The sequence below is a fragment of the Cupriavidus sp. 30B13 genome (assembly GCF_049059565.2).
In the GTDB taxonomy this organism is placed as follows: Bacteria; Pseudomonadota; Gammaproteobacteria; order Burkholderiales; family Burkholderiaceae; genus Cupriavidus.
The window spans coordinates 324580-338659 of the sequence record NZ_CP188224.1; the positions used below are offsets into that span (position 1 = coordinate 324580).

A 14080-nucleotide genomic window follows, 5' to 3' on the forward strand; every position below is an offset into this window, starting at 1 on the left:
GTAGGATTGGGGAAGTCGATACTAAGCGATTGATATATAATAATTTTTCCGTATGTCGATCAATTCAGTATCTATTCATGCATGCCCACATCACCGCGCTGCTCGACGCGCTTGGCAGTGGCCCCGCCAACGCGGGGTACCTGTGCGAGCGGCTGGGGATCAGCCAGCCTACGTTGTCGCGCCGCATCGCGGCCGCTGGCGACCGCGTTCTGCGCATCGGCCAGGCCAAGGCCGCGCGGTATCTGGCGCGCCGCAGCGTGGTGGGGCAGGCCCAACTGGCGTTGTACCGCGTCACGGCCGCCGGCAGGCTGGCGCAGTGGGGCGAACTGTTGCCTGTCCGTCCGGGCTTTGTCGTGCGCGAGGCGGGCCAGCCCGATCGCTACTTCGAGGGCCTGCCGTGGTGGCTGCAGGACATGCGCCCGCAGGGCTTTCTAGGCCGGCACTGGGCGCGCCAGCGCGCTGCCGGCCTCGGCCTGCCCGACGATCTGCGCAACTGGACCGACGACCACGTGCTGGTCGCGCTGGCGGCGGGGCAGCATGACGTGACCGGCAATCTGCTGCTGGGCGACCTGAGCCGCGACGCCTGGCTCGCGCACCGGCCCGAAGGCATCGCCGCCGGCGAGCGCGCGCAGCGCTTTCCGGAACTGGCGGCGCGCTCGATGGCGGGCGAGCGGATCGGCTCCAGCGCCGGCGGCGAGCAGCCGAAGTTCGCGGTCCAGGTGGACGGGCGGGATGTGCTGGTCAAGTTCAGCGCCGCGCAGGACAGCGCGATCAGCCAGCGCTGGCGGGATCTGCTGCTGGCCGAGCACCTGGCCCTGCAGCAGTTGGCCGGGCACGGCTTGCCCGCGGCGCAGAGCGAATTGCTGGATGCCGGCGGCCAGCGCTTCTTGCAGGTCGCCCGCTTCGACCGCACCGAGCAGGGCGGCCGGCGCGGCGTGGTGTCGCTGGCCGCGCTGGACGCGGAGTTCGTCGGGCGCGGCAGCAGTGCGTGGCCGGCCGTGACGGACGCGCTGTTCGCGCAGGGCGTGATCACGCAGCAGGCGCATCATGATGCCGGCCGGCTCTATGCCTTCGGCCGGCTGATCGGCAACACGGACATGCATTTCGGCAACCTGACCTTCCTGCATGACGGCGCGCTGCCGTTTCCGCTGACGCCGGCCTACGACATGCTGCCGATGGGCCTGCGGCCCCACGACAGCGGCGCCATGCGCGACGACCTCGACCCGCTGACGCCACCCGCGCAGCCGCCGGCCGCGGTCTGGCACGAGATGCTGCCGCCGGCCCGCGCTTACTGGCAGCGGCTCGCCGGGCATCCGCTGGCCAGCGCGGGATTCGCCGCGATTGCCGGCCGGCAGCAGGCATGGCTGGACGACGTCGGCCGGCAACTCGAACGGCTGGCCTGAAGACGAAGCGCCGCTTTGGCGAGGGCGAGGCGGTATTGAACAGCGGTACCCGTGCAACGTCACCACACTACGGCGCAACCCATGCCCTTCGCTCCCTTCACCTCCTTCACCCCCGACCCCACCGACCCCGATCCCCTCCACGCCGAGCACGCCATGCTGGAACAGGCCGCCGCCGGCCGCTGGCTGGCGCACCTGTGGCAGGCGCCGGTGTCGCTGGTGGTGCCGCGCAGCTACCTGCGCCATGCGCAACTGGAAGCCGCGCGCCGTGACTTCGCCACGCGCGGCTGTCCGGTGTGGCTGCGGTTGTCCGGCGGCGGGCTGGTGCCGCAGGGGCCGGGCATCCTCAACCTGAGCCTGGCCTATCCGGTGCGCGGCGGCGCGGGCACGCACGCCGAAGGTGTCTACCTGCACCTGTGCGAAGTGCTGGCTGGCGCGCTGGCCGAACTCGGGTTGCGCACGCACTGGCAGGCCGTGGATGGCTCTTTCTGCGACGGCCGTTTCAATCTCGCGTGGGGGGCGCGGACGGACGCGCGCAAGATCGCCGGCACGGCGCAATACTGGCGCAGGGCGGCCGGCGCCGCCGATGCCACGCTGCACGTGGTGCTGGCCCACGCCGTGCTGCTGGTGACGGCCGACCCGGAGGAGATCAACCGGCGCGCCAACGATTTCGAGGCCGCCATCGGCAGCGGCCGCCACTACCGCGCCGACAAGGTGGTGAGCGTGGCCGGCGCGCTGGCGCACAGCGGGCAGGCCGTGCCGCCATCCCTGGTGGAACTGACCGCCGCCGCGCTGCGGCGCGCGCTGGCCGCCAACCCGCCCGCCTTCGCGGTGCCCGCCGCGTGAGGCGGGCCGGGATTCGTCGGTATTGACGATTTCCCGCGGCGGCGGCCGTGGCAAACTGTCCGGCAAGACGCATCCGGGGATGGGCCCGGCGCAGCGCGGACAACCGGAGACAAGACATGGCGGGACCGTTGGCGGGACTGAAGGTGGTGGAGATGGTAGGGCTCGGCCCGGCGCCGTTCTGCGCGATGATGCTGGCGGACCAGGGCGCCGAGGTGATCCGCGTCGACCGGCCGCGGCCGCCTGGCGCGCCGGCCGCCACCAGCGCCGGCAAGGCCCGCTGCGACGTGACCGCGCGCGGCCGCCGCTCGCTGGCCATCGACCTGCGCAAGCCCGGCGCGGCGCAGACCGTGCTGGACCTGATCGCCCGCGCCGACGTGCTGATCGAAGGCTTCCGCCCCGGCGTGATGGAGCGCCTGGGCCTGGGCCCCGACGCTTGCCTGGCGCGCAACCCCGCGCTGGTGTACGGCCGCATGACCGGCTGGGGCCAGCACGGACCGCTCGCGCAGGCCGCCGGCCACGACATCAACTACATCGCCATCGCCGGCGCGCTGCACGCCATCGGCCGCCCGGACCGGCCGCCGGCGGTGCCGCTCAACTACATCGGCGATTTCGGCGGCGGCGGCATGCTGCTGGCGTTCGGCGTGATGTGCGCGCTCACCGAGGCGCGCCAGTCCGGCAAGGGACAGGTGGTGGACGCCGCCATGACCGACGGCACCGCGCTGCTCGGCGCCATGATGTACGGCTTCAAGGCCGGCGGGCGCTGGAGCAACCAGCGCGGCGACAACCTGCTCGACGGCGCCGCGCACTTCTACGACACCTACACCTGCGCCGACGGCAAATACGTGGCCGTGGGCGCCATCGAGCCGCAGTTCTACGCGCTGCTGCGCGAGCGCTGCGGGCTGGACGACCCCGCCTTCGACGCGCAGCTGGACAAGCGCCAGTGGCCCGCCCTCAAGGCCCGCATGGCGCAGATGTTCCTCACCCGCACGCGCGACCAATGGTGCGAGCTGCTCGAAGGCAGCGATGCCTGCTTCGCGCCCGTGCTGGACTGGGACGAGGCCACCCGGCACCCGCACAACCGCGCGCGCGAGACCTTCCTGGAAATCGACGGCGTGGTGCAGCCGGCCCCGGCCCCGCGCTTCAGCCGCACGCCGGCCGGCGTGCCGAGCGCGCCGGTGGAACCGGGGGCGGACAGCGAGGCGATCCTGTGGGATTGGGGCATCGGCGCCGAGGCGATTGCCGCGTTGCGTGCGGATGGCGCGGTCTGAGGCGACGGGTTCGGCAACAAGGGTTAAAAGTTGTTGCCGATGCGTTTGAGCGATGCACAGGAATCTATACTGGCAGGGTCGCTGCGATTGTGGCGACCGAGTTGACAGCTCGAACAAGAAGGTGGACGCCCGCCGCAAGGCGGTATGATTGCGTCCGTCGTGCCTTTGCACGCCTATACGGGCGGGCCTGGGCAGGGGAGCCCTCGGGCTCGCCGGCGCCTTCTTGTCGGTCTGTCACCTTGCCTTGCGCCCGCCCACCCCGACTGACAGCGGGGAGCGGGATCGAATCCGCTAAAGAAGGAGGCATGCTCCATGCAACGGTCTTCGCTCGCCCATTCCGGGCAAATCGCAATCTCCATCCTCACCCTCCCATGCGCGTCCGCATCGTTCAGGAGGGTGTGCCATGCCTAAACACACTCGCTACGGCATCACCGCCGAACATACCGGCGCCGACCTGTTCGTCACGTCCCACGCGCCATCCGAAACGCCCCTGAGCCTCGCGACAGAGAAAGCAGGTCAGCTTTACGCGCTGCTCTGCATGACCGGCGACTACGCCGCGTCAGGCAATGCGTGCGGGGCGTTGAATCAGGAAGTACAAAGCGGAATTTTCTCACTGGCAGCGGGGCTCGCGCATGAGACGCTTGTGCTGAGCGAACTGGCAGCGCTGCAGAAGCAGGGGATCGCTTTGGCGGAATGAGGCTGGTGCCCCGGCACGTTTTCGCGCACTGTTGATCTGCGTGAAAAGGCCCGGCAAGCGCTTGCGCTTGCCGGGCCTTTCCATTGAGGTGGCCTGTTTCCAAATGAGGACCAGCAATATGCGGCACAGGGTACCGACGCTACCGTTCGAGAGCGCCAGAAAGCCAAAAGCCACCGCTAGGGCAATGCCAGTTAGTTAAGCCAGAGCGAATGTGACTTGGAGTAAAAAGGGAGCGTGTTGACCACGCTCCCTTTTTTGCTTTGAACCTGCTGCAGACCACCCTGAACGAGACGTTGGAAGCACTGCCTGCCAACGGGATAGCCGAGTTGAGCGCGCTGCTGGATCCGGCCTGGATAGAACAAGCGCTTGAAGCCACGGGCAAGGCATCGATACGCCGACGCAAGCTGCCCGCCGAACACGCCGTGTGGCTGGTAATCGGTCTGGCGCTGTTTCGTCACATGCCGCTGTGGCAAGTGGTGCAGGAGATGGCGCTGACGCTGGACAGCAAGGAACTGCCCGCGCCCAGCGCCAGCGTGCAGGTTCGCCAGCGGTTGGGGGCGCAGCCCATGGCGCACTTGTTTGCCCTGCTCGCCAACGCCTGGGGCCGCGCCCATGCGGTGCACGCGGGAAAGTTGCGCGTGCTGGCGGCCGATGGCGTGGTCTGGTCAGCCCCGGACAGCAAGGACAACCGCCAGGAGTTGGGCAGCGGCCAGACGCAATATGGCCCCCAGCCCTGGCCCATGGTGCGCGCCGTATGCCTGCTGGACACCGACAGCCATGAACTGCTCGATGCCCAATTGGGGGGCTACGGCTGTGGCGAGCTGACGTTGGCGGCCGATCTGCGCGGCCTGGATCACTCGATCACCTTGTTCGACCGTGCCTACTTCAGCGCCGCGTTCCTGCTGCGCTGGCAGCAAGTGGGCGAGCAGCGCCACTGGCTCATGCGCGCCAAGGACAATCTGCGCCACGAGGTGGTGCAGGTATTGGGCCAGGGTGATTGGCTGATCCGCATGCCCGTGTCGCCACGCGCCAGGAAGATGCATCCAGAACTGCCCAGCCATTGGCAGGCCCGGCTGATCGAGGTGAGCGTTGGTGGCAAGATCAGGCGCTTCATCACCTCGATGCTGGATTCTGAGCGGTTTGCCGCCGTGCCACTGGCGCAGTTGTACCGCCAGCGCTGGGAGGTCGAGTTGGGGTTTCGGGAAATCAAGCAATCACTGCAACAAGGTCGAGCCGTGTTGCGCAGCAAACAGCCCGAGTTGGTCAAGCAGGAAGTCTGGGGCGTGCTGATTGCCTACACACTGCTGCGCCGATGGATGCGCCTGATGGCCCAGCACGCGGGTGTCGAGCCGAGCCGCATCAGCTTCCACACGGCGCGCCACGCCATCACGGGGGCGATCAACACGGTCCATCTGGCGCGCGCTGGTGCCTTGCCTGAACTCTTGCAGCGGCTGCTGGAGCAAGCCCGCTACTTCGTGCTCCCGCCTCGCCGCACCGGGCGCTCATTCCCGCGCGAGGTTAAGCGCTCTCGCAGCAAGTTCCCAACAAAAAATGCCAGTCAGCGGGCTAACTGACTGGCATTGACCGCTAGGGTGGCTTCGACTCTATCGCAGACTGCGGCGTCACCGGCTTAGGGCCCTCTATGAGGGGCGGGAGTGGGATCGCAGTTGCCTACGAGCGAAATGGTAGCGCTTAGCGGATCTTCAATCAAGTAAAAAAGTACTTCTTCTACTCAATCTGGCGTGACAAATTCATCACCTAAACGCGCGGTGGATGTGGATGAGCACGTTGCCGCCTCTCGGCCAACGCTTGCGACGAATGCGGCCAGCGTCCTTACGCCGGAAGTTGTGCGCGCATATCTGGGAAGCATCGGCAAACCACGACTTGAGTCGTATCGCATCTTCTTTGCGTGTGCCTCCGATACCGAAGTCCTGGGCGCGTATCTTTGGGGGCAAGCCATCGCAGGCGCGTTCATTCCTCTGGTTTCGAGCTATGAGATCGTGATGCGCAACGCGATCCATCGCCGTGCATCCTTGTTCAGTTCGAAGGGCGCAACCGACTCTCATCCGTGGTACGACTACGCGCGCAAGGACGCGCTGCCTACGCGAGGCAAATCGCGCGACAAGATCGCGGCGCTGCTGTGCGAGCGTACCGGCGTCAGGAAGTCGGTTCAGCCAGCCCCGGACCAGGTGGTCGCCACGCTGTCATTCGGCTTCTGGCCGAACTTCCTCGAAGGCCTCGGCAAGCGCGAGCAGCCCCGGTTGTTGACCGACATCTTTGCCCATCACCCGCATAGCACGCCAAAGCACTGGGGACAGGAGACGCGCGTACAGCAACTCATCGGCGCGCTCAAGTCGATTCAGGACTTGCGCAATCACATTGCTCACTATGAGCCGATCTGGAAGCCGCACAGGCTGACGGGCACGGAAACGAATTGGGCACGATCGGTTCGGAGTCTGAGGCATGTTCATGCGACGATCCTGGGTGTCATGGGCTGGTGCTGTCCTGCTACGCCGCTGGTCTATCAGGCGAGCTACGGTGCGCGGCTGTTCAGCACGCTTTGCACCACGAACGCGGTTCGCTTGTTCATGCAGAATCCGTTCTGCGCGCTGCAACTGGCGCCTATGCCCTTGATGACGCCAGAAGTGGCGGGTGCTCCGACTCCATGATCAGCGCCAGTCTTACCGCAGCCTTGGCGGTTCGATGCACGCGCGTCGGGCAACTCCGGATCTTGCTTATCATATCCGAACGGATATAATTGACGGCCGGACAACACCCGGTCTTGCATCGGGCAGAATTCCTCGAAGAAGAAACTTCAAGGCATTTCCTGTTCCATCCAGAAAATCGGCGGCAGTGCTCGCCCGCCACGGGCAGAGTGGGAGAACACGATGCATCGCAAGCGCCAACTCCAGGGCACCGACAACGTACTGGCAGACCTCGGTTTCGACGACGCCGAAGACCTGTCCGCAAAGGCCGCGCTCGCGTTCAAGTTCAATGCGCTGCTCGACAAGCGCGGCCTGAGCCAGACGGAGGCCGCCGCCATCACCGGCATGACCCAGCCCAAGGTATCCCAGGTCCGCCGCTACAAGCTCCAGAACATTTCGCTGGAGCGGCTGATGCAGGCGCTGGTGTCGCTCGACCAGCATGTCGAGATCGTCGTGCGGCCCGCGCGCCGTGCGCAGGCCCGCGGCATCACGGTGGCGGCGTGACGGGCCATTTGCGGAAGACCGGCCCGCGGGCGCGATAAGTTCGCCTGCGAAGCACCCTGCGCGAGCAGCGTTCCCACCCGCAGATGCGCGCCGGCGGCCTCAGCGCCGCGTCGTGCCGTCGAGTTTTTCCATATAGGCAATCAATTCCGGCGGTACCGGCACCCGTTCCCGGGTAGCGTTGCGATACCAGATCACGATCGCATGCGCGGTCGCCGCAAGGCCGTCGTGCCATACCGCGTAGTCCATCCGCAGGCTGGTCCGGCCGACCCACGGCGTGCGGCAAGTCACGAGCACTTCGTCGCCGAACGACACGGGCTGCTCGTAGGTGCAGGTCGTCTCGCGGATGACCGGGCCGGGCGCGTCCGGGCCGCTCAGGGGATAGCCGGCGGCTTCCAGATAGCGATTGCGCGTTTCCTCCAGCCAGACGAAATGCGTGCGGTTGCTGACGTGCTGGTAGGCGTCCAGTTCGCTCCACCGCGCCCGGAAGGTAACCCCGAACGACCATTCTCCCTCGACGCCGAAGCGCGCGCGCAGCGCGTCGCTCAGCGCGTTGGCCGCCGGCGTTTGCGTCGCCGGTTCTGCGTCTGACACGTTTCCATTTGCCATCGATCCTGCCTCCTGTTGTGTTGTCGATGTTGGTGCCACTGCTCCCGGCCGTCCGCCGGCGACGAAAATTTGCGGCGGTGCAGCTACGGGAATATCCCTAAGGCGCTCTACAGAATTTAGATAGATTCTATAAATATACGGTGGCGGTGTGTAAAAAGACACAGCAATGACCAGCGGCACGCTGCGACACCGGCCGATTGAGGGCGGAACTCTCAACAAAACAACTAGGAGACAGCGAATGTTCTATGGTCGGAGCCCCCTGGGCCGTCGCCTCATGTTATGCGCGGTGGCGCCTGCGCTCATCGTCTCGTCCGCCCCGGCGCGCGCTGCCGACGCGGGCATCTCTGACTCCGAGATCGTGTTCGGGGTCTCCGTGGCGCAGTCCGGCCCGAACGCCGCCTACGGCGCCATCGGGGTGGGGGTCAAGGGCTGCTTCGATTACCTCAACGCCGAGCAGGGCGGCGTCAAGGTCGGCGACGGCAAGACGCGCAAGATCAAGATCGAGACGCTCGACGACGCCATGGAGCCGGCCCGCGCGCTGCAGAACGCGCGCCGCTTCGTGGAGCAGTCGAAGGTCTTCGCCGTGATCGGCAACAACGGCACCGGCGCCAACCTCGGGACGCGCTCGTACTACAACGCCGAGAAGATACCGCAGGCCTTCGTCGGCTCGGGCGGCCCGATGTTCGGCGCCAAGGCGGAAGTCGAGAAGTTCCCCTGGACGATGCTCGGCTATCTCTCGTACAACACCGAGGCGGCCATGTACGCGGAGTTCATCAAGCAGAAGTGGCCGAACGCCAAGATCGCGCTGATCAACGACGACAGCGGCGGCCCGTTCTTCGCCGACACCTTCGTCAAGACCGCCAAGGCGCTCGGCCTGAACATCGTGGCCCACGAGGAGCACAGCTACAGCGAGCCGACCATCAATGCGAAGATCAGCCGCCTGAAGGAGTCGGGTGCCGACGTCTTCGTCGAGGCGACCACGCCGAAGTTCGTCGTGCAGGCCATCAAGCAGACCGCCGCCATCAACTGGAAGCCGGTGCACATCGTCTGGAACGTGGGCGCCAGCATCGGCGGCACGCTCGTGCCCGCCGGCGCCGACATCTCCAAGGGCATCTACAGCGGCCTCTACATCAAGGACGCGACCAACCCGGCGTTCGCGAACGACGAGGACATGAAGACCTACCTCACCAAGCTCAAGCAGTACGCGCCGGGTGCGAACGTGGCGGACCAGAACGCGACGATGGGCTGGTACGACTGCATGGCCACCAAGGCCGTGCTGGAGCGGATGAAGGCGCCGACGCGCGAGGCGTTCATGACGTCCATCCGCAGCCTGGACAACGTGAAGGTGCCGATCCTGCTCGAAGGCATCAGGCTGAACACCAAAGGGACGACCGACGGCTACCCGATCGAGTCCGTGCAGATCGCCCAGTTCGATGGCGTGAAGTTCGTGCCGGTCGGCGGCGTCCTCAACTACGAGGGCCGCACGCCCGCGTGGGAACCGCGGGCCAAGTCGAACTGATCCCAACCCCAAGACAGCACAGCACAGCACAGCACAGCACAGCACAGCACAGCACAGCACAGAGGAGCGATTTGAAATGACACAAGTGAAAGAACACGCGTTCGCCACGGTCGGCTTCATCGGTCTCGGCACCATGGGCCACCGCATGGTCCGGCATCTCAAGGGCTCGGCCACCCTGCTGGTCAGCGACGCCAACGCCGCCGCGGCCGCGGCGGCCGCCGAGGCGGTCGGCGGCCGCGCGGTGGCCGTGGCCGACATGGCCGCGGCGGACGCGGTGATCCTGATGCTGCCCACCAGCCAGGTGGTCGACGCCGTGCTGCGCGGCGAGGGCGGCAAGGGCCTGTTCGACGCGCTCAAGCCGGGCGCCCTGATCATCGACATGAGCTCGTCCGCGCCGACCAACTCGGTCGCGAATGCCGAAGAGGCCAGGCGCCGCGGCCTGCGCTTCGTCGACGCGCCGGTGTCGGGCGGCGCCATCGGCGCGGAAAAGGGCACGCTCGCGATCATGGTCGGCGGCGACGCCGCCGACTACGAAGCGGCCCGCCCGCTGCTGCTGAAGATGGGACCGAACGTGTTCCACGTCGGCCGGGTCGGGGCCGGCCACGCGGTCAAGGCGCTGAACAACCTGATGTCGGCCACCGCGCTCGCGGTCAACAGCGAGGCCTTCGCGGTCGGCGAGAAGTTCGGGCTGGACCCGGCGATGATGCTCAAGGTGGTCAACGCCTCGAGCGGCCAGAACTGGGTGTCCACGACGCACTGGCAGCCGCAGATCGTCGACCGCAAGTTCGCCTGCGGTTTCACCATGCAGCTGCTGGAGAAGGACGTGCGCGTGGCGATGTCGCTCTACGACGCGATGGGCGCCAAGGGCACGGTCTCGCGCAGCGTGGCCGCCTCGTGCGCGCAGTCGCTGCGCGCGGCCGCGCCCGGCGCCGACATGTCGGTCATGGCGCAGCAGGCGCAGCAGGAACTCGGGCTGGGTAGCGCGCCCCAGCAGCCGCAGCCGGGCGAGGCCGTGCGGGCATGAGCGCCGTGCTGATGGAAGCGCCCCGGGAAACCGTCGAGGCGTTGCCGGCCACCTCCTCGCCGAAGCTCGCGGTCGACAAGCTGTCGCTGCGGTTCGGCGGCATCGTCGCGATCAACGAGCTGACGTTCGAGGTGCGCCGGGACGTGATCTGCGGCCTGATCGGTCCGAACGGCGCGGGCAAGACCAGCTTGTTCAACTGCGTCAGCCGCCTCTACAACCCGTCGTCGGGGCGCATCCTGTTCGACGGCGAGGACATCACGGGGCTGAAGTCCAAGGACATGGCCAGGCGTGGCATTGCCCGCACGTTCCAGAACCTCGCGCTGATCAACAGCCTGACGGTGCTCGAGAACGTGATGCTGGGCGGCTACCACCATGGCCGCACGCGCCTGTTCATGGCGCCGTGCGTGCCCGTGTCGCGGCGCGCCGAGGAGATCGCGTTGCGGCGCGACGCCATGCTGCTGCTGGAGCGGCTGGGGCTGGACCATCTTCACGACGAGCGCGTCGACAGCCTGCCCTATCCGACGCTCAAGCGCATCGAGCTTGCGCGCGCGCTGGCCGCCAACCCGTCGTTCCTGATGCTGGACGAGCCCGCGGGCGGCCTCTCGCATTCGGAGGTGGACGAGCTTGCGCAGACCTTGCTGCGCGTGCGGCAGGACTTCAACGTGACCATCCTGCTGGTCGAGCACCACATGGGCATGGTGATGAACATCTCCGACGACATCGTGGTGCTCGACTTCGGCAACAAGATCGCCGAGGGCAAGCCGCAGGCCGTGAAGTCCGACCCGCGCGTGATCGAAGCCTACCTGGGGAAGAAGCGTGGACGTTCTTGAGATCAAGGGCCTGACCGCAGGCTACGGCAGGACGGCGGTGCTGCACGGGGTCGACCTGGCGGTGCCCGAGGGCAACATCGTCGTGCTGCTCGGCGCCAACGGCGCCGGCAAGACGACCACGCTCAAGTCGATCACCGGGATGATCAAGCGCGAAGGCCAGGTGCTGCTCGATGGCAAGCCGCTCAAGGGCATGGGGCCGGATCGCATCGCGCGCACGGGGGTGGCGCACGCAATGGAAGGGCGCGGGACGTTCGCGGACCTGACCGTGGAGGAAAACCTCCAGGTCGGCGCCTACCGCCGCAAGGACAAGGGCGGGATCGACGCCGACATCGAGCAGATGTACACGCTCTTCCCGCGCCTGCGCGAACGCCACAAGCAGAAGGCGGGCAGCCTGTCCGGCGGCGAGCAGCAGATGCTCGCGGTGAGCCGGGCGCTGATGCTCAAGCCGCGCGTGATGCTGCTCGACGAGCCGTCCCTGGGCCTCGCGCCGGTCATCATCGACCACCTGTTCGCGGCGCTGCAGACGGTCAACCGGACACTCGGCACCTCGATGCTCATCGTCGAGCAGAACGCCAATCTCGCACTCGAGATCGCGCACCGCGCCTACGTCCTCGAGATCGGCCGGGTGGTGCTGTCGGGAAGCGCGGCGGAGGTCGCCGCCAACGACAGCATCCGCGCCGCCTACCTGGGCCACTGAGGCGCCAACGGGACGCTAACGAGACGCCAACGAGACGCTAACGAGAAGGACAGACATGCAGTATTTTCTCCAGCAGATCATCAACGGCATCGGCGACGGGGCGATCTACGCGTCGCTGGGCCTCGCGCTGGTGCTGATCTATCGCACCACCAACATCGCCAATTTCGCGCAGGGCGAGATGGCCACGGTGTCGGCCTACGTCGCCTGGCAGTGCGTGGCCTGGGGCTTGCCCCTGGGCTGGGCGATCGTGGTGGCCATCGTCGTCTCGCTGTTCGTGGGCATGGCTACCTACCTGATCTTCGTGCGGCCGGTGCAGAACAAGGACGAGCTCACCATCATCATCGTCACGCTGGGCCTCTTCCTCGCGTTCAACAGCCTCAGCGGCGCAACCTGGGGCTTCATGCAGATGCCGCTCGACTCGCCTTTCCCCGAGAAGTATTTCTCGATCGGCTCGTTCCGGATCAGTGTCGAGCTGCTCGGCACGGTCGCCGTCCTGATCGCGATCTCCGGAGGCATGTTCCTGCTGTTCCAGAAGACACGGCTGGGCATGGCCCTGCGCGCCGCCGCCTCCAACGGATCCTCGGCCAAGCTCGTCGGGATTCCCTTCACCGCGATGATGGCCATCGGCTGGGGCCTCGCGGCCGTGCTGGGCGCGGTCTCGGGATTGCTGGTCGCGCCGCGCGTCACGATCGACCCGAACATGATGGGCTCGATCATCATCTATGCGTTCGCGGCCGCCGTGGTCGGCGGCCTCACGAGTTATCGCGGCGCCGTGGTCGGCGGCGCCGTGGTCGGTATCTCCCAGTCCCTGTCCATGGCCTACCTGCCGTGGCTGGGCGCCGACCTGCAGATCCTCCTGCCGCTGCTGCTGATCGTGGCGGTCCTGATCGTCAAGCCCGAAGGTCTCTTCGGCAGTACCGTGATGGTGCGCGTATGAACAAGGTGAGCATTCTCCCCGCGCCGGCCGTGGCCGGCCCCCGGCCCGTGCGCAAGACGTCGACCCTCGGCTGGCTCGCGTTCGCGGCGCTGCTGTTCCTGGTGCCGCTGGTCTTTCCCGGCTACCGCACGTTCCAGTTCACCGGCGTGCTCACCTATGCGATCGCGGCGCTGGGCCTGAACCTGATCACCGGCTACGTGGGCCAGGTCTCGCTGGGCCACAACATGTTCTTCGCGCTCGGCGCGTACACGGCCATCCTCACGCATACCCTGCTGGGCGTGAACCCGCCGCTTTCCGTGTGCATCGCCGCGCTCGTCTGCTTCGGCGCCGGCTATCTCGCCGGATTCCCGGCAAAGCGCCTGCGCGGCCTGTACCTGGCGCTCATCACCCTGATCCTCGCCGTGTCGGTCGTGCCGCTGGTCAAGCATTTCAAGTCGTACACGGGCGGGGCGGCCGGCCTGACGTTCGACAAGCCGGAGCCGCCCGCATGGTTCACGCTGGGCCAGGACGCGTGGCTCTACTACTTCGTGCTCCTGTTCGCCATCGTGATCTTCTGGGCGGTGCGCAACTTCGTCGCGGGCAGCACCGGGCGGGCGCTCGCCGGCATCCGCGAGGGCGAGCTGGCGGCCTCGTCGATGGGCGTGGACGTAAACCACCTCAAGGTCGTCGTGTTCGGCACGGGATCGATGCTCGGCGGCGTCGGCGGCGCGCTCGCGGCCTACACGATCGGCTTCATCGGCCCCGATTCGTTCACCCTCATGCTGTCGATCGGCTTCCTGGCGTCGATCGTCGTGGGCGGCCTGGGCACGATCAGCGGCGCGGTGGTGGCCGGCCTGTTCCTGCAGTTCGTGCCGTCCTATGCGTCGGACATCAGCCAGGCGTTCGCCGGCGCCGTCTACGGCGGCATCCTGATCGTCTGCATGTTCCTGATGCCGCGCGGCATCACCGGCTCGCTGATCAAGCTGCTCGACGCGCGGCGCGAAGCCAGCAAGCATCCGTCAAACCAGGGCGTCCCGGTCTCCAGCCGCCCCAATCCATAGGAGTGAT

General features: G+C 67.0%; 14 protein-coding genes. 13 read left to right on the forward strand and 1 reads right to left on the reverse strand.

Annotated features, from left to right (window positions below):
* The first annotated feature begins 77 nt into the window (after positions 1-77).
* The 7 genes from yjjJ (at position 78) to ACKI2N_RS20815 (ending at position 7420) form a co-directional block, all read left to right on the forward strand.
* Positions 78-1403, forward strand: coding sequence for a type II toxin-antitoxin system HipA family toxin YjjJ (yjjJ, locus tag ACKI2N_RS20785; protein ID WP_420997777.1), 1326 nt, complete (start codon positions 78-80; stop codon positions 1401-1403).
* Between the two features lie 81 nt (positions 1404-1484).
* Positions 1485-2246 (forward strand): lipoyl protein ligase domain-containing protein, encoded by a 762-nt coding sequence (locus ACKI2N_RS20790; RefSeq protein WP_420997776.1) that lies wholly within the window; start codon positions 1485-1487, stop codon positions 2244-2246.
* A 116-nt stretch (positions 2247-2362) separates the two neighbouring features.
* Positions 2363-3514 carry a CaiB/BaiF CoA transferase family protein gene (locus tag ACKI2N_RS20795; protein WP_420997775.1) on the forward strand — a complete coding sequence of 384 codons (1152 nt, stop codon included), beginning with the start codon at positions 2363-2365 and terminating at the stop codon, positions 3512-3514.
* Positions 3515-3917: 403 nt separating this feature from the next.
* Positions 3918-4211 (forward strand): hypothetical protein, encoded by a 294-nt coding sequence (locus ACKI2N_RS20800; RefSeq protein WP_420997774.1) that lies wholly within the window; start codon positions 3918-3920, stop codon positions 4209-4211.
* Between the two features lie 260 nt (positions 4212-4471).
* Positions 4472-5785 (forward strand): IS4 family transposase, encoded by a 1314-nt coding sequence (locus tag ACKI2N_RS20805; protein ID WP_426989789.1) that lies wholly within the window; start codon positions 4472-4474, stop codon positions 5783-5785.
* Positions 5786-5953: 168 nt separating this feature from the next.
* A complete protein-coding gene (locus tag ACKI2N_RS20810; protein WP_420994917.1) occupies positions 5954-6880 on the forward strand; it encodes a hypothetical protein in 927 nt (308 codons plus the stop codon).
* A gap of 219 nt (positions 6881-7099) precedes the next feature.
* A complete protein-coding gene (locus ACKI2N_RS20815; protein WP_420994915.1) occupies positions 7100-7420 on the forward strand; it encodes a helix-turn-helix domain-containing protein in 321 nt (106 codons plus the stop codon).
* Between the two features lie 99 nt (positions 7421-7519).
* Here the strand turns inward: ACKI2N_RS20815 and ACKI2N_RS20820 are convergent, their stop codons facing one another.
* Entirely contained in the window at positions 7520-8026 is a 507-nt protein-coding gene (locus ACKI2N_RS20820; RefSeq protein ID WP_420994913.1) for an acyl-CoA thioesterase, read from the reverse strand.
* A gap of 286 nt (positions 8027-8312) precedes the next feature.
* On the opposite strand from ACKI2N_RS20820, the gene ACKI2N_RS20825 reads away from it, so the two are divergent.
* From ACKI2N_RS20825 to ACKI2N_RS20850, 6 genes are all read left to right on the forward strand, one after another.
* On the forward strand, positions 8313-9545 hold the full coding sequence (locus tag ACKI2N_RS20825; RefSeq protein WP_420994911.1) for an ABC transporter substrate-binding protein: 1233 nt from the start codon (positions 8313-8315) through the stop codon (positions 9543-9545).
* A gap of 76 nt (positions 9546-9621) precedes the next feature.
* Positions 9622-10569, forward strand: coding sequence for an NAD(P)-dependent oxidoreductase (locus ACKI2N_RS20830; protein WP_426990925.1), 948 nt, complete (start codon positions 9622-9624; stop codon positions 10567-10569).
* Positions 10566-11399 (forward strand): ABC transporter ATP-binding protein, encoded by an 834-nt coding sequence (locus ACKI2N_RS20835; RefSeq protein ID WP_420994906.1) that lies wholly within the window; start codon positions 10566-10568, stop codon positions 11397-11399. Before ACKI2N_RS20830 ends, ACKI2N_RS20835 begins: the two co-directional genes overlap by 4 nt.
* Positions 11386-12096 carry an ABC transporter ATP-binding protein gene (locus ACKI2N_RS20840; RefSeq protein WP_420994904.1) on the forward strand — a complete coding sequence of 237 codons (711 nt, stop codon included), beginning with the start codon at positions 11386-11388 and terminating at the stop codon, positions 12094-12096. Before ACKI2N_RS20835 ends, ACKI2N_RS20840 begins: the two co-directional genes overlap by 14 nt.
* A 55-nt stretch (positions 12097-12151) precedes the next feature.
* Positions 12152-13033: a branched-chain amino acid ABC transporter permease gene (locus ACKI2N_RS20845; protein ID WP_420994902.1), complete on the forward strand. Its 882-nt coding sequence runs from the start codon at positions 12152-12154 to the stop codon at positions 13031-13033.
* A complete protein-coding gene (locus tag ACKI2N_RS20850) occupies positions 13030-14073 on the forward strand; it encodes a branched-chain amino acid ABC transporter permease (RefSeq protein ID WP_420994900.1) in 1044 nt (347 codons plus the stop codon). The genes ACKI2N_RS20845 and ACKI2N_RS20850 overlap by 4 nt, the downstream gene beginning before the upstream one ends.
* Positions 14074-14080: the final 7 nt, after the last annotated feature.

Coding starts and splice junctions, on each gene's coding strand:
- ACKI2N_RS20830 (WP_426990925.1), top strand. CDS start 9,622: ATGACACAAGTGAAAGAACACGCGTTCGCCACGGTCGGCTTCATCGGT.
- yjjJ (WP_420997777.1), top strand. CDS start 78: ATGCATGCCCACATCACCGCGCTGCTCGACGCGCTTGGCAGTGGCCCC.
- ACKI2N_RS20820 (WP_420994913.1), bottom strand. CDS start 8,026: ATGGCAAATGGAAACGTGTCAGACGCAGAACCGGCGACGCAAACGCCG.
- ACKI2N_RS20795 (WP_420997775.1), top strand. CDS start 2,363: ATGGCGGGACCGTTGGCGGGACTGAAGGTGGTGGAGATGGTAGGGCTC.
- ACKI2N_RS20790 (WP_420997776.1), top strand. CDS start 1,485: ATGCCCTTCGCTCCCTTCACCTCCTTCACCCCCGACCCCACCGACCCC.
- ACKI2N_RS20845 (WP_420994902.1), top strand. CDS start 12,152: ATGCAGTATTTTCTCCAGCAGATCATCAACGGCATCGGCGACGGGGCG.
- ACKI2N_RS20815 (WP_420994915.1), top strand. CDS start 7,100: ATGCATCGCAAGCGCCAACTCCAGGGCACCGACAACGTACTGGCAGAC.
- ACKI2N_RS20835 (WP_420994906.1), top strand. CDS start 10,566: ATGAGCGCCGTGCTGATGGAAGCGCCCCGGGAAACCGTCGAGGCGTTG.
- ACKI2N_RS20800 (WP_420997774.1), top strand. CDS start 3,918: ATGCCTAAACACACTCGCTACGGCATCACCGCCGAACATACCGGCGCC.
- ACKI2N_RS20850 (WP_420994900.1), top strand. CDS start 13,030: ATGAACAAGGTGAGCATTCTCCCCGCGCCGGCCGTGGCCGGCCCCCGG.